The sequence below is a fragment of the Arthrobacter sp. YAF34 genome, assembly GCF_052113245.1.
Lineage (GTDB): Bacteria > Actinomycetota > Actinomycetes > Actinomycetales > Micrococcaceae > Arthrobacter.
On sequence record NZ_JBFRCV010000003.1, the window covers coordinates 279,619 to 303,365 of the forward strand.

A 23,747-nucleotide genomic window follows, 5' to 3' on the forward strand; every position below is an offset into this window, starting at 1 on the left:
TGGTCCTTACTGTTGTGGCGGATGGCTGGAGGCCAAGGAGCTAGTCCTTGCCAAGCCCTTCGGCGGAAATCTTCTTGCCGGCCGCACTCTCGCCAAGGACGCTGTTGAGCGCCGTGAGGTCGAAGATGCCGTTGATGTCGGCCTGCTTGGTGGTGCCGGCGTCGACGCCGTCCTGAAGCAGCTTCTTGTACGTCCCGGCGAGCGGGTCGACGGTGAAGACGATGTTCTTCAGAGAACGGTCGATCACGTCGGCCGGCAGCGCCTTGCCGGCGGCCGCCTTGAGTCCGCTGTTGAGGACGGCGGCCTTCTCGGCGGCGGGCGCCGCGTTGAGCCAGTCGACGGATTCAACGTGGCCCTTCAGGAGCGCCTGCACAGTGGCGGGGTGCTCGGCCGCGAACTTCTTGTTGACGATCAGGACGGTGGTGACGAACTCGCCCTTCTCCCACAGGTCCTTCTCATCGACGAGGACCTTCGCGCCGGCCTGCAGGACCAGGCGGGAGGCCCACGGTTCCGGCAGCCACGCGCCGTCGAGCTTGCCGTCCTGAAACAGCTTCAGGGTCTGGGCGTTCTCGGTGGGGTTGATTGCGACGTCGCCGCTGCCGTCCGTGGAGGTCTTGAACCCCTGTTTGCCCAGCCATGCGCGCAGGGCCACGTCCTGGGTGCCCCCGAGCTGCGGCGACGCGAGCGTTTTGCCCTTCAGGTCGGCCGCGGAGTTGATACCGGGCCTGACCACCAGTTGGGCCCCGCCCGACGCGGCGCCGGCGATGATGCTGATGGACTGGCCGTTGCTCTTGACGTAGGAGTTGATGGCCGGGTTGGGGCCGATGTAGGTGGCGTCGATGGCGCCCGCGTTAAGGGCCTCAATCGCGGCCGGGCCGGCGTTGAACGTCTGGGTGGTGAGCTTGGTTGCGCCGAGGTCCTTGGCGAAGAACCCCTTGCTGACACCGACCAGGGCCGGGGCGTGGGTGATGTTGCCGAAATAGCCGAGCCTGAGTTCGGCGGCCGGGCCGCTGTCCGCGGCCGCCGCCGGGGCGGTTTCCTGGCTGCGGGACAAGGTGGAGGCCATGGCGGCGCCGGCGCCAATCAGGAGCACGAGCCCCGCGGCCAGGGCGATCTCAAGGGTGCGCCGGCGCTTGGGCTTGCCGGTCTCGCCGGCGACGATCCGGGTGGTGCCGGGCTGCGTGCCGGACTGCTCGCCGGGCGCGGGGCTTTCGGGGGTGCGTGACATGGGTGAAGTCCTGTTCTGGGGTGAGTGCGGAGGGGCCGGGCTGGGTGGTCAGTGCCGGCGACATCGCCCCTGGGAGTCCCTGCCCGGGAGGCCGGGGAACCGTTCCGTCGTCTTCATTCATTCACCATAGGGAGTGTCATAATCGCGGTTCAACGGCCCGGAAACCGGGGGTCACGCGGGTTCACGCAGCGTCACATTGTGCCCCAAACGACGGCAGCCTGTTTCCCGAAACGCCGCACACGGCGGCGGGGAAACAGGCTGCGCCCGTGTGACATGTGGCTTAGATCGAGTAGCGCTCGTCCTCGTGGTCGCCGGGATGGTCCTTGACCAGGCCTGCGGCCAGAGTGTTGCCGTCGAGCGGGTCGATCACGAGGAACGCCCCGGTGCGGCGGTGGTGCAGGTAGTTCTCCAGCGGGAGCGCGGCGGCGAGCCGGAGTTGCGCGTGGCCGATGTCGTTGAGCTCCAGGGTGGTGGTGGGTTCCAGGCTAAAGCTGGCGAGGTCGAGCCTGCCCGTCACGTTCCGGACCAGGGCCTGGACCGTGCTGGTGCCGTGTTTGACCAGCACCTTGGCGCCTTCCCGCAGCGGCTTGGGCGAGAGCCAGCACAGGGCCGCGTACACGTCCGCGCTGCTCTCAGGTGTTTTCCCACCGGCGGCCCCGGTCGCCGCGATCGTGTCGCCCCGGGCGACGTCGAATTCATCCGCCAGACGCAGGGCCACCGACTGCGGCGCCACCGCCTCGGCGAGTTCGCGGCCGGCAAAGTCGATGCCGGTCACCGTGGTGGTGCGCGGGGCCTGCCCCGGGGTGAGCACACTGACCTGGTCCCCCAGCCTCACGGAGCCCTCAGTGATCTGGCCGGCGTAGGCGCGGTAGTCGCGGTAAGCCTCCGGATCGAGGCCGCCGGCAACGGCGCCGGGGGCCAGCGCACCTTGCGGCCGGATGACCAGCTGGACCGGGAACCGGAAACTCTCCAGATGGCTTTCGAGCTCGTCGGCGGCCGGCAGGGTCTCCAGGACTTCCAGGAGCGCCGGGCCGTCATACCAGGGCGTGCGCTCCGAGCGGTCCACAACGTTGTCGCCGTCGAGCGCGGACACGGGAATGACCCGGAGATCCGCCACTCCATCGGAACCAAGCCCGAGTTCGCGCCCCACCCGCTGGACGTCCGCCTCGATCGCGCGGAACACGTCCTCGCTGAAGTCCACGAGGTCGATTTTGTTCACGGCGACGATCACGTGCGCCACGCGCAGCAGCTGCAGCACGGACAGGTGCCGGCGGGTCTGCTCCAGGACACCCTTGCGGGCGTCGATCAGCACGACGACGGCGTCCGCGGTGGATGCCCCGGTCACCGTGTTCTTGGTGTACTGCACGTGCCCGGGGCAGTCCGCGAGGATGAAGCTGCGCCGGTCCGTGGCGAAGTAGCGGTAGGCCACGTCGATGGTGATGCCCTGCTCGCGCTCGGCACGCAGGCCGTCGGTCAGCAGGGCGAGGTCGATCCCGCCACCCGAACCCCCGAACCCGCGGTCCGCGGAAGTGCGGGCGACGGCGTCGAGCTGGTCGGCGAGGATCGCCTTGGAATCGTGCAGGAGCCGGCCCACCAGCGTGGACTTGCCGTCGTCGACGGAGCCGGCGGTGGCGAAGCGGAACAGCGTGGTGGGCAGCGCCGCGGCTGCGAGATCCGGGGCCGGGAGAAACGTTTCCGTGCTCATTAGAAATAGCCGTCCTTCTTGCGGTCTTCCATGGCGGCCTCGGAGATGCGGTCATCGGCCCGGGTGGCGCCACGTTCGGTGATGGTGGAGGCGGCAACCTCGATGACGACGTCGCGCACGGTGGCGGCGGCCGATTCCACGGCGCCGGTGCAGGACATGTCGCCGACGGTCCGGTAGCGGACGGTTTTGGTGATGACGTCCTCGTGGTCGCGCGGCTGGGAGACGTCGCCGACGGCGCGCCACATGCCGTCGCGGGCGAAGACTTCGCGCTCATGGGCGTAGTACAGGCCCGGCAGTTCGATGTTCTCGCGCTCGATGTAGCGCCACACATCCAGTTCGGTCCAGTTGCTGATCGGGAAGGCCCGGACATGCTGGCCCACCGTGTGCCGGCCGTTGTACAGGTTCCACAGCTCGGGGCGCTGATTGCGCGGATCCCACTGGCCGAACTCGTCGCGCAGGCTCAGGATCCGTTCCTTGGCCCGGGCCTTGTCCTCGTCCCGGCGGCCGCCGCCGAAGACGGCGTCGAACTTGTTGCGCTGGATCGCATCCAGCAGCGGCACGGTCTGCAGCGGATTGCGGGTGCCGTCGGCACGCTCGGCCAGCTCGCCGGAATCGATGAACTCCTGGACGGACCCGACCACCAGCTTGAGGCCCAGCCGCTCCACGGTCCGGTCGCGAAACTCGATGACCTCCGGGAAGTTGTGCCCGGTGTCCACATGCAAAACCGGAAACGGAACCTTCCCCGGCCAGAAAGCCTTGGTGGCGAGGTGCAGCATCACCACGGAGTCTTTGCCGCCGGAGAACAGCAGCGCAGGCTTCTCGAACTCGGCAACGACCTCGCGGATGATATGAATGGCCTCCGACTCGAGCGTGTCCAGGCTGGAAAGGCGGCCCGGGGCTGTGACGCCGATTGCCGCCCCCGCCCCTGCGCCGCGCGGCTGATCTTCGATCAGCCCAGCGCGCGGCTCCGACAGGCCCGATGCCACTCCCGGGGCGGCAATCGGCGTCTCAGCAGCGTCGTTGTCCAGCCCAGACAGCTCCAGGTCCTCGTTGGTGATTTGAGTTCTCATACGTGTAGTCCGCATTCTGTCTTGTCGGTTCCTGCCCAGCGTCCGGCGCGGGGGTCGTCGCCGGGCGCCACCTTGCGGGTGCAGGGCTGGCAGCCAATGGACGGGTAGCCCTGTGAAAGCAGCGGGTTGACGGGCAGGAGGTTATCGTCGGAATACTGCACCAGCTGGTCGAAGGTCCACGCCGCCACCGGGTTGACCTTGACCAGGCCATTGGCCTCGTCCCAGGTGACCAGCGGCGTGTTGGTGCGGGTGGGGGCCTCGTCGCGGCGGACCCCGGTGAACCAGAGCTCGTAGCCGGCCAGGGTGCGGCGCAGCGGATCCACCTTGCGCAGGGCGCAGCACTGGGCGGGGTCGCGGGCGAAGAGGTCCTTGCCCAGGAGCCGGTCTTGCTGCTCCACGGTGTTCTCCGGCAGCACGTCCACGACGTTGACGTGCAGGTTGGCCGCGACCTCGTCGCGCGTCGCGTACGTCTCCGGGAAGTGGTAGCCGGTCTCAAGGAACAGGACGTCGATGCCGGGGAGCTGGTCAGCGACGAGCGCGGGCAGGACGGCGTCGGCCATGGAGCACGCGACGGCCACCGCAGGCAGCTCGAAGTTGCGGGCTACCCAGGCGATGACGTCGCGGGCCGGGGCGTCCCAGCCGAGCTCGGCGGCGCCGGCCTCGGCAAGGGTCCTGAGCTCCTCGTGGGTGCGGAGGGCTGCGGTCACTGCAGATCACCCTCCTCCGCGGCGAAGGCCCATTCGGCGAAGCTCTGGCCCTCGGAACGGTCGGCGACGAACTTCCGGACCACGCGCTCCACATAGTCGGGGAGATCCTCGACATAGACCTTGAGTCCGCGGACGGTGCGGCCCAGGCCGGCCTCCTCGCGGCTGTCGGATGCCAGGCCGCCGCCGAGGTGGACCTGGAAGCCCGGGGTGGGGTCGCCGTCGGGCGTGGGCAGCATCATGCCCTTGAGACCGATGTCCGCCGTCTGGATCCGGGCGCACGAGTTGGGGCAGCCGTTGATGTGCAGGGACAGTGCCTGGGGCAGCTGCCCGCTCGCGGCGAGGTCGGCCAGGCGACGCTCCAGCTCGGCAACCGCCGTCGCCGCCGTGACCTTCGTTTCCACGATGGCGAGCTTGCAGAACTCGATGCCGGTGCAGGCGATGGTGCCGCGGCGGAACACGGACGGCCGGGCGGACAGGCCCAGCGCGTCGAGCTCGGCCACGAGCGGGGCCACCTCGTCCTTGGGCACGTCGAGGACCACGAGCTTCTGGTGCGGGGTGGTGCGCAGGCGCCGTGAGCCGCGGGCCTCCAGGGTGTCCGCGAACTTGACGAGCTGGCTGCCGGAGAGGCGGCCGGCGAGCGGGGTGGCGCCGATGAAGAATCTGCCGTCTTTTTGCTCGTGCACGCCGATGTGGTCGCCGGGCGTGGACGGCTTGGGCGCGGCGGGGCCGTCGGAGAGTTTGTACCCGAGGTATTCATCCTCGAGGACCTGCCGGAACTTCTCTGGTCCCCAGTCGGCGAGCAGGAACTTCAGCCGGGCCTTGGTGCGCATGCGCCGGTAGCCGTAGTCCCGGAAGATGCTGGTGACGCCGAGCCAGACGTCGGCGGCCTGGTCCGGGCGGACGAAGGCGCCGAGCCGTTTGCCGAGCATGGGGTTGGTGGAGAGCGCTCCGCCCACCCAGAGGTCGTAGCCGATGCCGAGTTCGGGGTGGACCAAGCCCACCAGGGCGACGTCGTTGATCTCGTGGACCACGTCCTGGCTGGGGTGGCCGGTGATGGCGGTCTTGAATTTGCGCGGCAGGTTGGCCAGTTCCGGGTCGCCGATGAAGCGTTCTCCGAGTTCCTGGATCAGCGGCGTGGGATCGATGATCTCGTCCTTGGCGATGCCCGCCACCGGGGAGCCGAGGATGACGCGGGGGACGTCGCCGCAGGCCTCGGTGGTGGACAGGCCCACGGCTTCGAGCCGGCGCCAGATCTCCGGCACGTCATCGACCCGGATCCAGTGCAGCTGGATGTTCTGGCGGTCCGTGAGGTCGGCCGAGTCCCGGGCGAAGTCCACGGAGATCTGGCCGATGACGCGCAACTGCTCGGTGGTGAGCGCACCGCCGTCGATCCGTACCCGGAGCATGAAGTATTTGTCTTCGAGTTCGTGCGGTTCAAGGGTGGCGGTCTTGCCGCCGTCGATTCCGGGTTTGCGCTGGGTGTAGAGCCCCCACCAGCGGAAGCGGCCGTGCAGGTCGGTGCCGTCGATCGAGTCGAAGCCGTGCTTGGCATAGACGGACTCGATACGCTCGCGGACGTTGAGGCCGTTGTCTTCCTGTTTCCAGGTTTCGTTGGCGTTCAGTGGCGTGGTGCCGTCCACTTTCCACTGCCCGTGCGGCTTGGCGGCGGGTCGGGAGGGGCGCTTGGGGCGGCCGGCGGCAGCCTCGTCCGTGGACGCTCCGGCTAGAGCTGTATCAGTCATGCATCGACTGTAGGGGCGGCCGGAATCCCGTCACAAAGGGTCAGAAATGGAGAGTCACCTAGGGCAACAATTCGTCACGAACCGCCGTTAGGCCTTGAACCCGCCGCGGGGCTGTGCAGGGGCGGGGACCGTCAGGGCCGGCGTCGTGGGGCTTCGGCCAGCGCGGCGTCGTAGCGCTCCAGGGCAATTTCGGCGAGGACCGGAGAGGGCAGCAGCGGCGCCGTCACCAGGTCCGCGCCGGCCTTGGCCAGCTGGTCGTGGAAGAAGCCGGGGGCCAGGAGATAGGAGGCGATGACCACCCGTCCGCCAAGGTCCACCGCGCCGGCCGACTCCCCCGCGCCGGCCCCGCCGGCCGCCTCCTCGCGGAGCATGGCGACGGCGTCGGGAACTGAAGGCTCGGCGGAGGCGCCGTAGGCCGCCACGATCCGGTTGGACCGCAGGGCACGGAGCTGGTCTGTCAGTTCCTCGATGTTCTGTGCCGCGCCGGGATCGGAGGACCCGGCAGCGGCGAGGATTACGGCGTCGTTGTCAGTCACCCCTGCCTCGCGCAGCCTCTGGTCCAGCAGCGCGGCGAGCCGCGGATCCGGCCCCAGCGGCGCCGCCGCCAGGGTGTCCGGCCGGCCCTTCACGGCCCGGGCAATATCCACCTTGACGTGGTAGCCGACGCTGAGCAGCAGCGGGACCACGACGGCGCACTCCCCCGCCGGCAACCCTGCCACGACGGCGGGCAGGTCCGGATCCTGCACGTCGACGTAGGACTCGCGGACGTCCAGTCCCGGACGCAGCGCGGCGATGCCGTCCCGGAGTGCGTTGACCTCCGCGGCTCCGAGCGGGCTGGACGTGCCGTGGGCGCAGGCGATCAGGATGGGGCTATTCATAGCCGTTAGCGTAACCTTGGAGCCGCCCTATCCGCCCCTTGTTATCGACCGGGACGCTTCATGACCTTCTCCTTCAGCATTGTCCTGGTCTGGCTTGACCTCGCCGGCGTCTTCTTCTTTGCGGTCTCCGGTTCGCTGCTGGCGGCGCGGAAGCAGTTCGACATCATCGGCTCGTTGCTCCTGGCCTCGGTGGTGAGCCTGGGCGGTGGCGTGATCCGCGACATCATCATCAACGCGGGCCCGCCCGCGGCCTTCACCAACCCGGCGTATTTGGCGCCTCCGCTGCTCGCCACGGTGCTGGTGTATTTCCTGTTCTCCAGCGTCCAGCGGTTCACCTCGCTGCTGATCCTGTTCGACGCCGGCGGCTTGGCCCTGTTCTGCATCACCGGCACGCTCAAGGCCCTGGCCGGCGGGATGAATCCCGTGGCAGCCGTCCTGCTGGGCGTCACGACGGCGGTAGGCGGCGGCCTGCTGCGGGATATCACCGCCAACGAGGTACCGCAGCTTTTCGACCCCAAGGACCTGTACGCACTCCCCGCCTTCGCGGGGGCGGCCTCGACCGTCGTCCTGTCCCTCACCGGGACCTTCACCGCGGTGACCGCCTCGGCCGTCGCCGCGCTAGTCTTCGCCTTCCGGGTCACGGCCTGGCGGCGCCACTGGTACGTTCCGCTGGCGGTCCGCGGCTGGCACCGGCTCGGCCTGGACGCGGCGGAAAACGGCGGCTAGGGATTAGCTAGGATAAGACCATGACTGACATGTTCCTCGAGAAATTCCGCGCGCTTGTTCCGAAGTATCTCGAAGACGAATGGCAGGAAGAAGATGGCCTCCCGGCCGACGAACTCGACGCCGCCCTCGCCGAGCACCAGTTCCAGGTCCCGCTGGTCCTGCGCGAGTTCTACCTGGCCCTTGGCGGCTGCGAGGACCTCATGGAGGCCTACCACTACTTCTGGGACCCGGAGGAACTCGAAGTCGATGACGAGGGCTTCCTGATGTTCCTCGAGGACGAGGAGGAACAGTTCACCTGGGGCTTCCGCGTGGGGGACCTCAGCATTCCGGATCCGATCGTGTACCGCCGCAACAACGCCCGCGGCCAGTGGAAGAGCGAGGAAGGCACCTTCTCGGAATTCGTCTTCGACATGTTCGAGTGGGCCTTCACCGACGAGGACGAGGACTAGGCCTCCGCCGCCCGTCTCCTCATTCACCCTCCTCCTTCTCCTGCTTCTCCCTCGGCCCGGCTCTCCGGCCGCCGATTCTCCCCATGTTTGGCGTCCCTCGCCGGAGTGTCGGGCAGAACCGCGGGTATTTTGCGGCGTCTGAAGTCCAAACCTGGGGAAATTCAGTGGATGACGCGGCCGCGCAGCACCTGTCACACCTCATCGACGATTTTCTGCGGGTTGTAGACGACGTCGTGATACCCGTACCGGAGCACGGCGTAGCCCGTCAGCGTGCTGGCGTTGTTCCGCTCCCGGTCCTTCTTGACCTGTGCCGGCTCAAGATGAGTGCTCCCGTCGATCTCCACGATCAGGAATCCTTCGAGCAGGAAGTCCACGAAGCCGATCCGCGGCAGGTTTACCTGCGTCTGGGTGTAGATGCCCTGGCTCCTGAAGAGCAGTCTGGCCACGACTTCGATTGCAGAGTCAGCCGTGCCGTCTACCAGCTCCAGGACTGCACGGGCGGCACCGTTCCGGTTTCCCGGCAGCCGCTGCCTGAGGTAATCGAGCGTGGTGCGGCCCTGCAGCAGGGCACTTTCCACCATGACGGCGGCATCGACCGAGGGCAGGCAGCGCAGGGCATGGAGCAGGGTGTCAGTGAGTCCAGCCACGGGCCGCGGAAACTCCGGCGGCACCACGCTGCCGCGGTGGATGACCGCACCGGCGGCCATGCCATGCCGACACAGCAAATGCAGCCGCTCTGGGGGGTGGAGCTGCCAAAGCCTGTGGTGCGGGGCCGCCGAGGCACAGCACAGCAGGCCGTTGGCCAGCACGGCGGCGATCAGATCAGGTTCCGGCCCCGCCAGTGCCACGACGCCGTGGCGCAACCGCTGCATCTCTCCTGCCGCGACTGCATTCCTGATGCTCCGCTCCGAGAATCCAGCCTGCAACAGCGTCCCGGTCCGGGCCACCGAGCCGGCGTACTTGAGGTAACTGGTGAGGTCCATGAACCCAGCACAGCCCTGCGCCGGGTGATCCGACAGCCGTCTTGGCGCTTATGTGGAAAGTTCCGGCGCCGATTCTCCCCGGGTTTGGCGCCGCCGCACGGCGTGCCGCCACCGTTTTAGAACCCTCCCCATCCAGAGGTGGGGAGATTCCGACGCTGCACCAGCGAAACTTGTGACAAGCAATTTACAAAAACGCTGGACAGTGTGACATTTCTGTCATAGTCTCTTTCTTGGGTTCACCACATGCCTCCGGTGAATCTGATGCGAACGGAGAAATGGCCCCGGTTCCGCACAACGGATGACTCGATCGTTGTGAAGAACCGGGGCCAATCCGTTTAAGAATCGTCAACCCGGGAGGCGGCGTGAGACGGCGGCAGCGGCGTGCGACCGCGGCGGCGGCCCGCCTTAGCTGCTGCGGTCCACTACCGCGTGCGCGAAGCTGGTCAGCGAATCTTTGACGACGCCTTCGGGCAGCGGGGCCAGGGCGGCAATGGCTTCATCGGCCCATGCCCGCGCCACCACCCAGGACTCCGCGGTGACGGGGTGCTCCCGGAGGCCGGCCACCGCAGCGGCCAGGGCCTCGTCCGAGCTGAGGTCGCCGTCGATCAGCTTCAGCAGTTCGACGGCGGAGCTGTCGCCGTCGCGGGCGGCGTTGCGCAGCAGCAGCACCGGCAGGGTGGGGACCCCTTCGCGCAGGTCGGTTCCGGGAGATTTGCCGGACTTGACCTTGACGCCGGTGACGTCGATGACGTCGTCGGCTAGCTGGAAGGCCACGCCGACCTTCTCGCCGTACTCGACCAGGAAGGGCTCATAGGCTTCATCGGCGCCGGAGAAGATGGCGCCGAGCTGGCCTGAGGCCGCCACGAGCGAGCCCGTCTTGTCCGCGATGACGGACAGGTAGTGCGCCAGGGGATCCTCGTCCGGCCGGGGCCCCACGGTCTCGTGCAGCTGGCCCAGGCAGAGCCGCTCGAAGGTCCGTGCCTGGATGCCAAGCGCGCGGGACCCGAGCTCCGAGACGAGGATGGAGGCGCGCGCAAAGATGAGGTCGCCGGTCAGCACGGCAACGGAGTTGCCCCACACCTCGTGTGCCGTGGGCGCGCCGCGGCGGAACGGCGCGGAATCCATGACGTCATCGTGGTACAGGGTGGCCAGGTGCGTCAGTTCCACGACGACGGCGGCCTGCACCACGGCGGGCAGGGACGCATCGCCGAGGTGGGCGCACAGCAGGGTCAGGAGCGGGCGGATGCGCTTGCCGCCGGCTTCCACGAGGTGGCGCGACGTCGCATCAGCCAGCGGATCCGAGTTGGCGATGGCCTCGCGGAGCTTCTTTTCGACCCGTGCCAGGTTGGTGGTGATCGCCGGGCCCAGTTCCGGGTCGCCCGCGATCGCCGCGAAGCCTGCCGGCAGTTGCAGGCCGGTGGCGATCGCCGTGGTGTTGAGGTCGGGTTCAGAGCTCGGCAGGCCGTGTCCGGCGTGCGTCCAGCTTTGGTCTGCAGAGTTGGTCACGGGTTAACCCTAACTTTTGTTGCGGAATCCGCGGAGTTGGTGCCGGAGTGCGGAACGTGGTCCGTGGTGGACGGTGCCTGGTTGGACGTGGCGGGAACCAGGGATTCCAGGACCCGGATGACCCGGTCCTCGAAGCCCTTGGCGGCTGGATCGGTGAGGTTGGCCAGCATCCGCACCACGAACCGCATGAGCACCGGGATGGGCATGCCGGTCCGGAGGGCCAGTTTCATCACGGCCGGCTTCCCGATCATGGCCGCGAACGCCCGGCCCAACGTGAAGTGGGAGCCCCACTGCTCCTGGATGTAGTCGGCGTACCGGGCAAGGTGCGCGTCGGTGGCTACCGCGCCCCAGCCCGCGGAAGCGGACCGGGCGGCGCCGTCGATGATGAATTCGGCCGCATAGCGGGCCGACTCCATGGCGTAGGAGATGCCCTCGCCGTTGAACGGGGACACCATGCCGCCGGCGTCGCCGAGCAGCAGCAGGCCCGGCGAGTAGTGCGGGGTGCGGTTGAAGCCCATGGGCAGCGCGGCGCCGCGGATCTCTCCCACCTGGTTCTCCGGGGTGAAGCCCCATTCGCCGGGCATGCCGGCGGTCCATTCGCGCAGCACCTGCTTGTAGTCCAGCTTGCCGAAGTCCTTCGAGGAGTTCAGGATGCCCAGGCCGACGTTGGAGGTGCCGTCCCCGACGCCGAACACCCAGCCGTAGCCGGGGAGCAGCTTGCCGTCGCGGCCGGGAAGCTCCAGCCAGCCTTCCATCCAGTCGTCGTCGTGCCGCGGTGACGTGAAGTAGGTCCGCACAGCCACACCGAGCGGCCGGTCGTCACGTTTCCGGAGGCCCAGCGAGACGGCGGTGCGCGTCGAGTTGCCGTCCGCGGCAAGGACGACGTCGGCGGTGAATTCGCGGGTTTCGCCCGTCTTGCGCCCGGCGTCGTCCAACAGCGCGGCGCGGACCCCGGTGACGCGGCCGTCCTCGGCGCGCAGGGCTTCGGTGACGCTGTGGCGCTCCAGCACGACGGCGCCCGCGGACTGGGCGTGGCGGGCCAGTTGTTCGTCGAAGCCGAGGCGGGTCCGGATCAGCCCGTACTGCGGGAAGTCGGCGACCTCCGGCCAGGGCAGTTCGATCGTGCGGCCGCCGGCGATCAGCCGCAGGCCCTTGTTCCGCCGCCAGCCCTCCGATTCGGGATGCGCGAGACCCAACTTCTGGATTTCCCGGACCGCGCGCGGCGTGAGCCCGTCACCGCAGACCTTTTCGCGCGGAAAGCTGGTTTTTTCCAGGACCGTGACGTCAATGCCGGCCTTGGCGAGGTAGTAGGCGGCGGTGGATCCGGCCGGGCCTGCTCCGACGATCAGTACATTCACGACGCGGATCGGCTAACGTCCGGGCCGGGCGGTGTTGCGGCGCAGCTTGGCCACGGGTCCGGTGTGGTTAGCCAGCGCCGTCGCGCCCGCCGAGGGATCCGTCGCCGGGCCGGCCGGCTTCTGGGCCCGGTGCACGGCGACGATGCCGCCACTGAGGTTCCGGTAGGTGACCGATTCCCAGCCTGCCTCCTGCAGCCACGCCGCCAGGTGGTCCTGGTCCGGCCATGCCCGGATCGACTCGGCGAGGTAGACGTAGGCGTCCGGGTTGGACGAGACCTTGACGGCGATGGCCGGCAGGGCGCGCATGAGGTATTCGGTGTACATGGTGCGCCAGAGCGGCACGACGGGCTGGGAGAACTCCGCGATGACCAGCCGGCCGCCGGGCTTGGTGACCCGCAGCATCTCGGCCAGGGCCTTCTTGGGCTCGTTGACGTTGCGCAGGCCGAAGGAGATGGTACTGGCGTCAAAGGTGTCGTCCGCAAACGGCAGCCGGGTGGCGTCCCCGGCGACGAAGTCGATGTCGGGGCGCCGGCGCTTGCCGACCTTGAGCATGCCAAGGGAGAAATCGCAGGCGATGACGTCGATGCCGGCGTCGGCGTAGGGCTCGCTGGATGTGCCCGTGCCGGCGGCAAGATCCAGCACGCGCTGGCCGGGCTTAACGCCCACGGCCTCCACCACTACCTTGCGCCAGCGGCGCGTCTGCCCCATCGACAGGACATCGTTGACGACGTCGTATTTGGGGGCGACGTCGTCAAACATCGTGGCTACTTCGTCCGGACGCTTATCCAAGGATGCTCGGTTCACCATCACATTGTCTCAAATGATCGGCTTCCCCACGAACGGGCCGCCATTCAACGCCGCTTTCACCTGCGGCTACGGCCCCGCCGGCGGCTCCCATCCCCGGGCCGGTCCGCGTTTATCCACGCCACTGGCGATCACGGGCTAGTGTTATGCCATCATGACGAGCACGTTCCGCACCTTGACAGTCCCCCTCGATGCCGACACTTTCCCCGGGGGCCTGCCGTCGTTTCTGGTCCGGGATGATGTCCTCTGCTGGACCCGCCGCGAGGCCGGGCTCGTGGGCTTCGGCGAGATCGCCCGGTTCACCGCCACCGGCCCCGAACGGTTCCTGGAAGCGGACATCTGGTGGCGCCACCTGGTCCTGGAGGCGGACATCGAGGACGCCGTGGACTGCCCCGGCACGGGCCCGGTCGCGTTTGGCTCCTTCGCATTCTCCAAACTCTCTGCCCACGAGTCCCGGCTCCTGGTCCCCGAAATCGTCGTGGGACTCCGTGACGGCAACGCCTGGCTGACCCAGCTCACGCTCGACGACGGCGAACTCACCGCAGCTGGCGCCCGCGCCGCCCTGGACCGCTGGCTTGGAACCGGCAGCACCAGAAAGGGCGGCAACGGTAGGGGCAGGACCGGTGCCGCCGGCGGCAGCTCCGGAACCCTGGTCGACGGCCCGGCGTCGGGGGCCCGCTCGGTGACGGTCGACCCGTCCCCGCGGCCCGCACAGTCCGGCGGCGCCGTCGTCCGCCCGTTGCCGCTGGCAGCCGGGGCAACTCTGCACACCGGCTCGCTCAGCGAGGAGGCCTGGATGGCTGCCGTCGCCGCCGGGGTCCAGGAAATCCGTACCGGCGCCCTGGAGAAACTGGTGCTGGCCCGCGACGTCGTAGCCACCGTCCCGACCGGCGTCAATGCGGCCCAGGTGCTGCGCGAACTGTCCGCCCGGTACCGCGAATGCTGGACCTACGGGGTGGACGGGCTCGTGGGCGCCACACCCGAGATGCTGATCCAGGTGGAAGGCCGCACGGCGCAGGCCCGCGTCCTGGCCGGCACCCTGGACCGACGCGACGCCGACGGCATGGACGGTTCCCCTTTGGAATTCGCGGAGCGCGTGCTGGCCGGGTCGGAGAAGCAGCGGCACGAACACGACATCGCCATCCAGTCCCTGACCACGCAGCTGGCCCCGTTTTCCGAGGCCATGAACGCGCACAGCGAGCCGTTCATCCTGGAACTGCCCAACGTGTGGCACCTGGCCTCGGACGTCAAGGCCGAGCTGGCCGAGGTGGAAGGCCACGTCCCCACATGCCTGGCCCTCATCAACGCGCTGCACCCGACCGCCGCCGTCTGCGGCACGCCCACCACGGTGGCCGGCGCACTGATCCGCAAGCTTGAGAACCTGGACCGCGGCCCCTACGCCGGCCCGGTCGGCTGGCTCGACGCGGCCGGCAACGGCGAGTGGGGCATCGCCCTGCGGGGTGCGGTGATCGAATCTCCGCAGACCGTCCGGCTGTACGCCGGCTGCGGCGTGGTGGACGGCTCGGTGCCCGAGACCGAGCTCGCCGAGACCTGGGCGAAGTTCCGCCCGATGCTGGAATCGCTCGGCATCAGCAGCTAGCCCTTGCTGCCGCCCGCCGGCTTGCACTGCTGGCCTCACGGGCGCAGCTGACGAATCTGCGGCATCCGGGATTACAGACAGATAGGCCGTTGGAGATATTGCATTTGGGTCTGATTTAGTTATCCAATAGGAAAACTAAGTTTTCTGTGACGTACATCTCTTGTTCGGCGCTACACTATAAACCGGCCTCGTTACGCATCCCTTCGGCACAAAAGGTAATCAAATGCAGATCTCCCGTTCGCTCCTGAGCAACCCCGCGCTGCGGGCCGCCACGGTCCTCGCCGTGAGCGCATTGGCCTTGTCGGCCTGCACGAACGCCTCCGAGACCGGCACCTCCGGCGCGGCCTCCGCCTCCGGCAGTGCCAAGGCCAGCTTTGACCCCAGCACGGTCCAGAAGGACGACGCCCTGGCGGCCATGGTGCCCTCGGCGATCAAGTCCAAAGGCACCCTGACCGTGGGCTCGGATACCTCCTATGCACCGGCCGAATTCCTCGGCACCGACGGCCAGACCCCCGTGGGCTACGACGTCGACATCGCCAAGGCGATCGGCGCCGCGCTGGGCCTGAAGGTCCAGGTCCAGACGGCCGAATTCACCGGCATCCTTCCGGCCCTGGGCCCGAAGTACGATCTCGGCATCTCCTCCTTCACGATCAACCCTGAGCGGCTCGCCGCGGTGAACATGGTCAGCTACTTCAACGCCGGCACCGCCTGGGCCGTGCAGATGGGCAACCCGAAGAAGATCTCCCTGGATGACCTCTGCGGCAAGTCCGTGGGCGTGCAGACCGGCACCATCCAGGAAGATCCGGACCTCTCGGGCCGCAACAAGAAGTGCACCTCCGCGGGCAAGCAGCCGATCAACATTGTGACGCTCAAGACCCAGACGGACATCACCACCCGCCTGGTCAACGGCAGCATCGATGCGATGGCGGCCGACTCCCCCATCATCGGCTACGCGCTGACGCAGACCAACGGCCAGCTCGAGAAGCTCGGCGACGTCTACGACGCCGCTCCCCAGGGCATCGCCATCGCCAAGTCGGACAAGGCTTTGGCCGACGTCATCCAGAAGACCGTCACCAAGCTGATGGAAGACGGCTCTTACAAGAAGATCCTGGACGGCTGGGGCGCCGCTGACGGCGCCATCACCAAGTCCGAGGTCAACCCGGCGGTTTCATCTTGAGCCTCCCGTCAACCGAACACACATCAGGGACACAGATGGACAGCCATACTGCCGCCGGCCAGGCCGCACCGGTTCTGAACAATTCAGTACCCGTGCGGCACCCCGGCCGCTGGATCAGCGCCATCATCATCGTCGGCTTCCTAGCCGCCTTCCTGCAGAGCCTGTTCACGAACCCCAACTTCCGTTGGGACGTCGTGGGCACCTACATCCTGGACACCAAGGTGGTCCAGGGCGTTGTCTGGACCTTGGTCTTGACGTTTGCGTCCATGGTCCTGGCGATCGTGCTGGCCATCCTGCTGGCTTTCATGCGGCAGTCTGACAACCCCGTGTTCCGCTGGTCCAGCTGGACCTGGGTCTGGTTCTTCCGCGGCACCCCGGTCTACACGCAGCTGCTCTTCTGGGGCCTCGCGACTGTTCTTTATCCGACGATCGCCCTCGGAATCCCGTTTGGCCCGGCCACGTTCACTTGGGTGACTTCGGATCCCACGCACGGTCTGATCCCGGCCATCCTGGGCCTGGGTCTGAATGAATCCGCGTATCTCGCGGAGATCTTCCGTGCCGGCCTGAAGTCCGTTGACCAGGGCCAGAGCGAGGCCGCCGAGGCTCTCGGCATGACCAAGGGCAAGATCATGCGGCGGATCATCCTGCCGCAGGCCATGCGGGTCATCGTTCCGCCGACGGGCAATGAAACCATCGGCATGCTCAAGACCACTTCGCTGGTGCTGGCCGTGCCGTTCACGCTGGATCTGACCTTTGCGACCAATGCCCTGGCCAACCGCATCTACCTGCCCATTCCGCTCCTGATTGTCGCCGCTTTCTGGTACCTGCTGGTCACCAGCATCCTGATGGTGGGCCAGCACTTCATTGAGGCGCACTACGGCAAGGGCGTGGACAACCGGGTTCCGGCTGCGGTGAATCCCGCGGCTGCCAAGGCCGCAGCGGCCGGGACCCCGAGCGCCGACGCCGAGCCGGCCCTCAAGATGGACTTCCCCGAGGAGGAGGCGAAATGACGATCACCACTGAGCAACCGCTGGTAAAGATCGAGGGCCTTCACAAGTACTTCGGCACGCACCACGTGCTGCGCGGCATCGACCTGACCGTCAACCAGGGCGAGGTGTCGGTCGTGATCGGCCCGTCCGGTTCGGGCAAGTCCACCATGCTCCGCTGCGTGAACCTGCTGGAGACCATCAGTGCCGGGCGCATCTCGGTGGGCGGCGACCTGATCGGCTACCGCGAGGTCAAGGGCAGGCTCCATGACCTGAAGACCAAGGAGATCGCGGCCCAGCGGCGCGAGATCGGCATGGTGTTCCAGCGTTTCAACCTGTTCCCGCACAAGACTGCGCTGCAGAACATCATGGAAGCTCCCATCCAGGTCAAGGGCCAGTCCAAGGCAGCGGCCCGGAAACGGGCCCTGGAACTGCTGGACCGGGTGGGACTCGCAGACCGCGCCGACCACTACCCCTCCCAGCTGTCCGGCGGCCAGCAGCAGCGTGTCGCTATTGCCCGGGCCCTGGCCATGGACCCGGAACTCATGCTTTTCGATGAGCCCACCTCGGCGCTGGACCCTGAACTCGTGGGCGACGTGCTGAACGTGATGAAGGACCTCGCAAAGTCCGGCATGACCATGATCGTGGTGACCCACGAGATCGGCTTCGCCCGCGAAGTCGGCGATCGCCTGACGTTCATGGACGGCGGCGTCGTCGTGGAGTCCGGCGACCCGCGGGAGGTCCTCGCCAACCCGCAGCACCCCCGCACCAAGGAATTCCTGAGCCGGGTGCTGTAATTTCGGTATTCCGCACCGATTTCGGGCAGCCGCTACGTGAATCCACGTAGCGGCTGCCCTTTTTTGTAGCGGAAACTTTCGGCTAGGGCTGCGGCAGGCCTTCCACCGCGGTGGCCACCGCTGCCCGGATGGCGCGGTGCAGTTCCCCAAGCCGGCGCCTGTCCGTGCGCACTTCGATGATGCTGCGGCCCTCCACCGGGCGGGACAGCGCCTCGACGAGTGCCGCCGTCGTGCCCACCGTGTGGTGCGCGACGCCGTAGGCCGCGGCCAGCGCGCCCAGATCCACCCGCTGCGGGGTGGCGAAGAGTCGTTCGACGGCGTCGCCGTAGCGCCCCGCCGCGGCCACCGCGCCGTGCTCCAAGAGCCCGAAGATCGCACCGCCGGCGTCATTGAGCACCACGATCCGCAGTCGCGGTTCGGGCTCGCCGGCGCCGAGCAGGAGCCCGCCGGCGTCGTGCAGGAATGTGACATCGCCCATCAGCACGGTGGTTTCCTCGCGACCGCCGAGCGCGATGCCCGTCGCCGTGGACGTGGTGCCGTCGATCCCGGCAAGACCACGGTTGGCGAACATGGTGGCCTGCGGTTCGGCCGGCGGCGTCCCCGCGAGGTCCACGTCCCGGATCCCGTTCGAGGAGCCCAGGACCAGCTGCCCGCGAGCGTGCTTCCAGACCTCGGCGCCGACGGACGGCCCGGTCGCGGCGGCCGAAGCGGACAGGACCAGGTCCACGGCGTGCTGCGCGGCGGCTCCCGCCAGCAGCCAGGCATCGAGCCAGGCGGCCGTTCCGCGGCCGGCAAACTCCGCCAGATCGGACAGGGTTTCAAGCGGCAGGTCGGTGCGGCGGCCCGGTTCGTACCAGGCCACCGGAACAGGCTGGTACAGCGCGGAGGGGACATCGGCGCGGGCCAGCAGCTCGCTCACGGGGCGGGAGAGCGTCGGCCGGCCGAAGAGGACCACCCGCTCGATCGGCTGTGCCGAGTCCGCGCCGAAGTGGCCGATGAGCAGCCGGTAGGGTCCGACGGCGTTGGGGCCGAACCGGGCGTTGGAGGAGGGTTCAGCCAGCAGCGGCAGGCCGTGGGCGCGGGCGAAAGCCTCGGCGACGGGGCCGGCGTCGTGCCCGGCCAGCACCACGGTCCGCCGCTCCGGCAGGGCCGTGGACGCGGCCGGGAAGTCCAGTGCCAGCGGATGACGGGCGGCCCGGTACACGCGGCGCCCGGCCGGAGTGGGCAGACCGTCGCCCGCGGCCGGGATCAGCGGGTCGCGGAAGGCGAGGTTCAGCTGCACCGGACCCGGAGGCGTGTCCTCGAACGCTCCGGTGGCGGCGCTGAGCGCCGTTTCCACGGCCCGCTGCGGATCGCTGCCCGCGGGGACGTCGACGGCGAAGCGGACGTGCTCGCCGAACAGGTCCAGCTGCACTGTGGTCTGGTTGGCGCCGGTCCCGCGCAGTTCCTCGGGCCGGTCGGCGGAGAGGACCACGAGGGGCACCGCGGCATGGTTCGCCTCCATGACGGCCGGAAGCAGGTTCCCGACGGCGGTCCCGGACGTGGTGAGGACGGCGGCCGGGGCTCCCGTGGACAGGGCCAGGCCGAGGGCCGTGAAGCCGGCCGAGCGCTCGTCGATCCGGACCAGCAGCTCCACCCGGCCGGCGGCTTCGGCCTCGGCCAGGGCGTAGGCCATGGGCGCCGAGCGCGACCCCGGGGACACCACCACGTGGCGGAGCCCGGCGTCGAGCAAGGTGTCGACGACGATGCGGGCGGCCTCCACTGCGCCCATGCCGTCGGAGGACGACGGCGCGGCAGCGGAATCCGCCGGACTCACATGTTCTCCGGCGTCTCGATGCCCAGCAGGGCCAGGCCGCCCGAAAGGCGGCGCAGCACCAGGGCGCACAGGGCCAGCCGCGAATCCCGGACGGATTCCTCGGCCTTGAGCACGGGACATTGGTCGTAGAAGGACGTGAACAGCTGCGCGAGCTCGAACAGGTAGCCGCAGAGCCGGTGCGGCTCGATGGCGTCCCGCACCTTGTTCAACGTGGCGTCGAACTCCAGCAGGTGCAGGGCAAGGGCGCGTTCTGCGGGCTCGACGACGGCGATGGCCGTCGCCGGACCGCTGGTCGCGGTGGCCGGGGTGCCCGAGGCCGGAGTGACGCCGCCCAGGCCTCCGGCGCCCCCGCCGTCGGTGAACTGTTCCAGTACCCCGGCCTTGCGCAGGATCGAGCGGATCCGCGCGGCCGCGTACTGCACGTAGGGTCCGGTGTTGCCGGTGAGGGCGAGCATGCGGTCGAAGTCGAAGACGTACTCGGTGTCGTGGCCGGTCGAGAGGTCGGCGTATTTGACGGCGCCGATGCCCACCTGGCGGGCGGTCACGGCGCGTTCCAGGTCGCTGAGCTCGGGCCGGGACGTGTCAATGACGGCGCGGGCGCGGTCCACGGCCTCCTCGAGCAGGGCCATGAGTTTCACCGGGGCGCCTGACCGGGACTTGAGGATCTTCCCGTCCTCGCCGAGCACGTTGCCGATCTGCACGTGCACGGCCTCGACCGAGTCGGGCAGCCAGCCGGCGTCCCGGGCCGTGGCCATGACCATCCGCAGGTGGACGTTCTGCGGGGCGCCCACGACATAGAGAACCCTGTCGGCTTCCAGGTCCCGGACCCGGTAGCGGATGGTGGCGAGGTCCGTGGTGCCGTAACCGTAGCCGCCGTCGGACTTGCGGATAATGAGCGGCAGCGGCTGCCCGTCGCGGCCGGTAAAGCCCTCGGGGAAGGTGCACAGGGCGCCGTCGCTGATCCGGGCCAGGCCGCGCTCCTCAAGTTCGTGGCACAGTTGTGCCAGATGCGCGTCGTAGGAGCTTTCGCCTGCGATGTGGTCGTCGGTGAGGCTGATGCCCAGCATGGAGTAGATGGCGTTGAAGTAGCGCTTGGACTGGGCGACGAGCCGCTGCCAGACGGCGAAGGTCTCCGCGTCTCCGCCCTGCAGCGCAACGACGCGGAGCCGGGCCCGGGTGGCGAAGCCGTCCTCGTCGGCGGCGGAGGCATCGAACTTGGCCCGGGCGGCCTGGTAGAACGCGCTGGGGTCCTCCACCAGCAGCGCCGCTTCCGGGGAGTCCTCGCCGATCTCCAGCCAGTGTTCGATCAGCATGCCGAAGGGGGTGCCCCAGTCGCCGATGTGGTTCTGCCGGATCACGGTGTCGCCCAGGGCCTCGAGGACCTTGACCAGGCTGTCCCCCACCACCGTGGTGCGCAGGTGGCCCACGTGCATTTCCTTGGCGACGTTCGGCGAGGAATAGTCGACGACGACGCGCCGCGGTTTCGCGGCCGGCGTGACCGCCGTGGCCGGGGATGCGGCCTGGGCGGCCTCTGCGTTGAGCAGTTCCTCGATCCACGTGCCGTCAAAGCTCAGGTTGATGAAGCCGGGCCCGGAGATTTCCACGCCCGCGCAGATGCCGTCCAGGTCCAGGGCGTCCACGATCTTCGCGGCGGCGTCCCGCGGCGGCAGGCCGGCCTTCTTGGCCAGGGCCATGGCGGCGTTGATCTGGATGTCGGCGAACTGGGAGGGCCTGACCACCGGATCCGTCTGCCGGAACTCTTCGCCGAACGCGGTGGCAATTGCAGCCTGGACTCTGGGGACAACCAATTCGGCCGGATTATTCACAGTCCCAAATTATCAGTACGAGCCCTCCCCCTGCGCCGGTCAGCCCGCGAGCACCGCGCGCACGCGCCGCAACCGGTCCAGCCACCAGTCCCGGCGTTCCGGCGAGGCTGCGTGCTCGGCCAGGAGCTGCGGTGCCGGATGGACCTCGCGGAGGGTGATCGCGCCGTCGTCGGGCACCAGCGAATCCTGCGTGACATCGGCCGCGAGCAGCGACACCGTCCCCAGGCCGCAGGCGTAGGGCAGCTCGGGCAGTGCGGCGGCGAGCGCCAGTCCGGCCCGGATTCCCACCGAGGTGTCCAGCGCCGAGCTCACGACGGCGGGCAGCCCGGCCTGCGCCACGATCTCCAGTGCGCGGCGTACTCCCCCGAGCGGGGCCACCTTGACCACGATCAGGTCCGCGGCGCCGGCCCGCGCCACTTTGAGGGGGTCCTCCTCCTTGCGCACGCTTTCATCCGCGGCGATCAGCACGGGGACGCCGGCGGCACGAAGCTGCCGCCGGACCTCCGCAAGGCCGGCGATGTCCGGCACGGGTTGTTCGGCATATTCGAGCCCGACGGCGGCGAGCCGCGTCAGTGCCGTGACGGCCGCCGTCACGTCCCAGCCGCCGTTCGCATCCACGCGGATCGCGGCGTCCGGCAGGGCCGCCCGGACGGCGGCCACGCGGGCGGCGTCGTCGTCCAGGGTCTGGCCGCGTTCGGCAACCTTGACTTTGACCGCGTCCACCCGGCCGAAGCGGGCCAGGACGTCGGGCACCCGGTCCGCTGGCACGGCCGGGACCGTGGCGTTGACGGGGATGCGCTCCCGCAGCGGCGCCGGAAAGCCGGACCAGCCGGCCTCGATCGCGGCCGCGAGCCAGCGGGAGGCCTCGGCGTCGCCGTACTCGGGGAAGGGACAGAATTCGCCCCAGCCCAGGGGCCCGCGGATCAGCAGGGCCTCACGCTGAAGGATGCCACGGAACTTCACGCGCATCGGCAAGCTCACAACGTGGGCACCGGCGAGGAGTTCCTCGAGGCCGGGCAGGGCGGCGGCATGTGCTGCGGGGTCCAGGGGGAGGGCGGCCATGATGCCACTGTACTGGGCAACTGAAAACGTACTGGGCAACTGAAAACTGTACTGGGCAGCTGAAATGAGAATCTGCACCGGGAAGCCCGGCAGCCGCCCCCTTGATGGGCCGGCGTCGACTGGGGGTGAGTTCCTGGACCAGGAAACTCGTCTCCGCCGGCCCCGCTCAAGGAGCGTTGTGCCGGGGACAAGCCACGCCGGCACAGCCGACTCTACGGTTCGTGCTCCGGCTTGGCACGAGTGGTGGCTACTTGGATATTCGCGGTGCACCACTCCCCTCGCGGCGGGCGGTCCCCTTCAGGCGGCGCGCAGGGTTCTGTGGGAGCCTTAATGGCATGAGTTTTCGGCAGGAACGCGCCCCACTGGACCCGTCTGTCCCAGGCGAGCGCCCCGGCGGGACACCGGATGCGCGTCCAGAGTGGTCCCCCGGCAAGGGCACTGGCGCCTATTTCGTGGCGGCCACGCTTGCCTGCGTCGCCGCACTGGCCGCCACCTACTTCTTCTTTGTCCGCACCACCACAGGGCAGTTCATTGACGAATCGGCCCTTGTGGAAGCGGTGCAGCTCAGCGGAACCGCGGGCAAAGCCGCCACCAAGCTGTTGGACTGGCTGCCGACGATCTCCGTAGTCATCGCGTCGATCGTCGTCGTATTCGTCACCATCCTGCGGCGCCGCTGGTCTGCAGCCGGGATCGCCATCGCGGCGTGCCTGGGCGCCAACCTTGCCACGCAGATCCTGAAAGACCTGCTTCCGGTCCGGCCGTACCGCGGCGTCCAAACCCTGGAACTGAATTCGTTGCCCTCCGGCCACACCACCATTGCGGCTTCGGCCGCCGCCGCCGTCTTCCTCATGGTCGCGCCGCGCTGGCGGCCGCTGGCCGGCTACCTGGGCGGCAGCTTCGCCGTCGCCACGGGCGTGTCCACCCTGATCAACCAGTGGCACCGGCCCGCGGACGTGGTGGCAGCCTTCTTGGTGGTGGGCGCTTTCATGATCCCTGCGGGCTGGCTGATCCTCCGCAGGGGCCCGAGCTGGAACGTCTGGAACGGTTACAACGAGCACTGGGCCTCCGCCAGGCTTTGGGTGGCGCTCCCGGTCCTCACCGGACTTGTCGCGGCCGGGGTGGCGGCCTACGCCCTGCTCAGCCTTGGCCCCGGCGGTCAGGAGATCAGCACCATCAGCTATTTCTGGGCCGGAACGTCGCTGATCGTCATCGCGGGCTATCTCGCCACCGTGGCCAGCATCTGGCTGTTCGGCGTCGCCACCCGGCGGCGGGCACCCAACTAACTCGCAGCAGGGGCCGTTTTGAGCCCTCAGAACGGCCCCTGCTG

Annotated in this window: 20 protein-coding genes; 7 read left to right on the forward strand and 13 right to left on the reverse strand. The window is 68.6% G+C overall.

Annotated elements, in window-relative coordinates:
* Positions 1-40 precede the first annotated feature (40 nt).
* From AB4Y72_RS05795 to AB4Y72_RS05820, 6 genes are all read right to left on the reverse strand, one after another.
* A complete protein-coding gene (locus tag AB4Y72_RS05795) occupies positions 41-1,228 on the reverse strand; it encodes an ABC transporter substrate-binding protein (protein WP_441425189.1) in 1,188 nt (395 codons plus the stop codon).
* A gap of 280 nt (positions 1,229-1,508) precedes the next feature.
* On the reverse strand, positions 1,509-2,933 hold the full coding sequence (locus AB4Y72_RS05800) for a sulfate adenylyltransferase subunit 1 (protein ID WP_441425190.1): 1,425 nt from the start codon (positions 2,931-2,933) through the stop codon (positions 1,509-1,511).
* Complete coding sequence (gene cysD, locus AB4Y72_RS05805) at positions 2,933-4,003, reverse strand: sulfate adenylyltransferase subunit CysD (RefSeq protein WP_441425191.1); 1,071 nt, start codon at positions 4,001-4,003, stop codon at positions 2,933-2,935. The genes AB4Y72_RS05800 and cysD overlap by 1 nt, the downstream gene beginning before the upstream one ends.
* Positions 4,000-4,710, reverse strand: a complete 711-nt coding sequence (locus tag AB4Y72_RS05810; protein WP_441425192.1) for a phosphoadenylyl-sulfate reductase — start codon at positions 4,708-4,710, stop codon at positions 4,000-4,002. Before AB4Y72_RS05810 ends, cysD begins: the two co-directional genes overlap by 4 nt.
* Positions 4,707-6,452, reverse strand: coding sequence for a nitrite/sulfite reductase (locus AB4Y72_RS05815; RefSeq protein ID WP_441425193.1), 1,746 nt, complete (start codon positions 6,450-6,452; stop codon positions 4,707-4,709). Before AB4Y72_RS05815 ends, AB4Y72_RS05810 begins: the two co-directional genes overlap by 4 nt.
* A gap of 131 nt (positions 6,453-6,583) precedes the next feature.
* Positions 6,584-7,330 (reverse strand): sirohydrochlorin chelatase, encoded by a 747-nt coding sequence (locus AB4Y72_RS05820; protein ID WP_441425194.1) that lies wholly within the window; start codon positions 7,328-7,330, stop codon positions 6,584-6,586.
* A gap of 60 nt (positions 7,331-7,390) precedes the next feature.
* Here AB4Y72_RS05820 and AB4Y72_RS05825 point away from each other — a divergent pair, with 60 nt between their 5' ends.
* Positions 7,391-8,056: a trimeric intracellular cation channel family protein gene (locus tag AB4Y72_RS05825; protein WP_441425195.1), complete on the forward strand. Its 666-nt coding sequence runs from the start codon at positions 7,391-7,393 to the stop codon at positions 8,054-8,056.
* 20 nt (positions 8,057-8,076) lie between these two features.
* Complete coding sequence (locus AB4Y72_RS05830) at positions 8,077-8,505, forward strand: hypothetical protein (protein ID WP_441425196.1); 429 nt, start codon at positions 8,077-8,079, stop codon at positions 8,503-8,505.
* Between the two features lie 191 nt (positions 8,506-8,696).
* Here the strand turns inward: AB4Y72_RS05830 and AB4Y72_RS05835 are convergent, their stop codons facing one another.
* The 4 genes from AB4Y72_RS05835 to AB4Y72_RS05850 form a co-directional block, all read right to left on the reverse strand.
* A complete protein-coding gene (locus AB4Y72_RS05835) occupies positions 8,697-9,488 on the reverse strand; it encodes a DUF559 domain-containing protein (protein WP_441425197.1) in 792 nt (263 codons plus the stop codon).
* A 405-nt stretch (positions 9,489-9,893) separates the two neighbouring features.
* Positions 9,894-10,994 (reverse strand): polyprenyl synthetase family protein, encoded by a 1,101-nt coding sequence (locus tag AB4Y72_RS05840; RefSeq protein WP_441425198.1) that lies wholly within the window; start codon positions 10,992-10,994, stop codon positions 9,894-9,896.
* Entirely contained in the window at positions 10,991-12,352 is a 1,362-nt protein-coding gene (locus AB4Y72_RS05845) for a geranylgeranyl reductase family protein (RefSeq protein WP_441425199.1), read from the reverse strand. The genes AB4Y72_RS05840 and AB4Y72_RS05845 overlap by 4 nt, the downstream gene beginning before the upstream one ends.
* A gap of 12 nt (positions 12,353-12,364) precedes the next feature.
* A complete protein-coding gene (locus tag AB4Y72_RS05850) occupies positions 12,365-13,156 on the reverse strand; it encodes a demethylmenaquinone methyltransferase (protein WP_441425200.1) in 792 nt (263 codons plus the stop codon).
* A gap of 154 nt (positions 13,157-13,310) precedes the next feature.
* On the opposite strand from AB4Y72_RS05850, the gene AB4Y72_RS05855 reads away from it, so the two are divergent.
* The 4 genes from AB4Y72_RS05855 to AB4Y72_RS05870 all read left to right on the forward strand — a co-directional run bounded on the left by AB4Y72_RS05855 (position 13,311) and on the right by AB4Y72_RS05870 (position 17,716).
* Positions 13,311-14,756 carry an isochorismate synthase gene (locus AB4Y72_RS05855; RefSeq protein WP_441425201.1) on the forward strand — a complete coding sequence of 482 codons (1,446 nt, stop codon included), beginning with the start codon at positions 13,311-13,313 and terminating at the stop codon, positions 14,754-14,756.
* 223 nt (positions 14,757-14,979) lie between these two features.
* Complete coding sequence (locus AB4Y72_RS05860) at positions 14,980-15,933, forward strand: ABC transporter substrate-binding protein (RefSeq protein ID WP_441425202.1); 954 nt, start codon at positions 14,980-14,982, stop codon at positions 15,931-15,933.
* Between the two features lie 35 nt (positions 15,934-15,968).
* Positions 15,969-16,943: an amino acid ABC transporter permease gene (locus AB4Y72_RS05865; protein ID WP_441425203.1), complete on the forward strand. Its 975-nt coding sequence runs from the start codon at positions 15,969-15,971 to the stop codon at positions 16,941-16,943.
* Positions 16,940-17,716 (forward strand): amino acid ABC transporter ATP-binding protein, encoded by a 777-nt coding sequence (locus AB4Y72_RS05870; RefSeq protein ID WP_441425204.1) that lies wholly within the window; start codon positions 16,940-16,942, stop codon positions 17,714-17,716. Before AB4Y72_RS05865 ends, AB4Y72_RS05870 begins: the two co-directional genes overlap by 4 nt.
* Positions 17,717-17,798: 82 nt before the next feature.
* Here AB4Y72_RS05870 and menD read toward each other — a convergent pair whose 3' ends face one another.
* Genes menD through AB4Y72_RS05885 form a run of 3 tightly spaced genes read right to left on the reverse strand, consistent with a single transcriptional unit; the run spans position 17,799 to position 22,420 of the window.
* Positions 17,799-19,487: a 2-succinyl-5-enolpyruvyl-6-hydroxy-3-cyclohexene-1-carboxylic-acid synthase gene (menD, locus tag AB4Y72_RS05875; protein ID WP_441425236.1), complete on the reverse strand. Its 1,689-nt coding sequence runs from the start codon at positions 19,485-19,487 to the stop codon at positions 17,799-17,801.
* A 41-nt stretch (positions 19,488-19,528) separates the two neighbouring features.
* Complete coding sequence (argS, locus tag AB4Y72_RS05880; RefSeq protein ID WP_441425205.1) at positions 19,529-21,358, reverse strand: arginine--tRNA ligase; 1,830 nt, start codon at positions 21,356-21,358, stop codon at positions 19,529-19,531.
* Between the two features lie 39 nt (positions 21,359-21,397).
* Positions 21,398-22,420, reverse strand: coding sequence for an o-succinylbenzoate synthase (locus AB4Y72_RS05885; RefSeq protein ID WP_441425206.1), 1,023 nt, complete (start codon positions 22,418-22,420; stop codon positions 21,398-21,400).
* Positions 22,421-22,755: 335 nt separating this feature from the next.
* On the opposite strand from AB4Y72_RS05885, the gene AB4Y72_RS05890 reads away from it, so the two are divergent.
* The gene (locus AB4Y72_RS05890) at positions 22,756-23,703 is read left to right on the forward strand and encodes a phosphatase PAP2 family protein (RefSeq protein WP_441425207.1); all 948 of its coding nucleotides are present in this window, start codon (positions 22,756-22,758) and stop codon (positions 23,701-23,703) included.
* Positions 23,704-23,747: the final 44 nt, after the last annotated feature.

Coding starts and splice junctions, on each gene's coding strand:
- AB4Y72_RS05830 (WP_441425196.1), top strand. CDS start 8,077: ATGACTGACATGTTCCTCGAGAAATTCCGCGCGCTTGTTCCGAAGTAT.
- AB4Y72_RS05800 (WP_441425190.1), bottom strand. CDS start 2,933: ATGAGCACGGAAACGTTTCTCCCGGCCCCGGATCTCGCAGCCGCGGCG.
- AB4Y72_RS05835 (WP_441425197.1), bottom strand. CDS start 9,488: ATGGACCTCACCAGTTACCTCAAGTACGCCGGCTCGGTGGCCCGGACC.
- AB4Y72_RS05865 (WP_441425203.1), top strand. CDS start 15,969: ATGGACAGCCATACTGCCGCCGGCCAGGCCGCACCGGTTCTGAACAAT.
- AB4Y72_RS05825 (WP_441425195.1), top strand. CDS start 7,391: ATGACCTTCTCCTTCAGCATTGTCCTGGTCTGGCTTGACCTCGCCGGC.
- AB4Y72_RS05890 (WP_441425207.1), top strand. CDS start 22,756: ATGAGTTTTCGGCAGGAACGCGCCCCACTGGACCCGTCTGTCCCAGGC.
- AB4Y72_RS05815 (WP_441425193.1), bottom strand. CDS start 6,452: ATGACTGATACAGCTCTAGCCGGAGCGTCCACGGACGAGGCTGCCGCC.
- AB4Y72_RS05795 (WP_441425189.1), bottom strand. CDS start 1,228: ATGTCACGCACCCCCGAAAGCCCCGCGCCCGGCGAGCAGTCCGGCACG.
- AB4Y72_RS05870 (WP_441425204.1), top strand. CDS start 16,940: ATGACGATCACCACTGAGCAACCGCTGGTAAAGATCGAGGGCCTTCAC.
- cysD (WP_441425191.1), bottom strand. CDS start 4,003: ATGAGAACTCAAATCACCAACGAGGACCTGGAGCTGTCTGGGCTGGAC.
- menD (WP_441425236.1), bottom strand. CDS start 19,487: ATGGGCGCAGTGGAGGCCGCCCGCATCGTCGTCGACACCTTGCTCGAC.
- AB4Y72_RS05820 (WP_441425194.1), bottom strand. CDS start 7,330: ATGAATAGCCCCATCCTGATCGCCTGCGCCCACGGCACGTCCAGCCCG.
- AB4Y72_RS05885 (WP_441425206.1), bottom strand. CDS start 22,420: ATGGCCGCCCTCCCCCTGGACCCCGCAGCACATGCCGCCGCCCTGCCC.
- AB4Y72_RS05860 (WP_441425202.1), top strand. CDS start 14,980: ATGCAGATCTCCCGTTCGCTCCTGAGCAACCCCGCGCTGCGGGCCGCC.
- AB4Y72_RS05855 (WP_441425201.1), top strand. CDS start 13,311: ATGACGAGCACGTTCCGCACCTTGACAGTCCCCCTCGATGCCGACACT.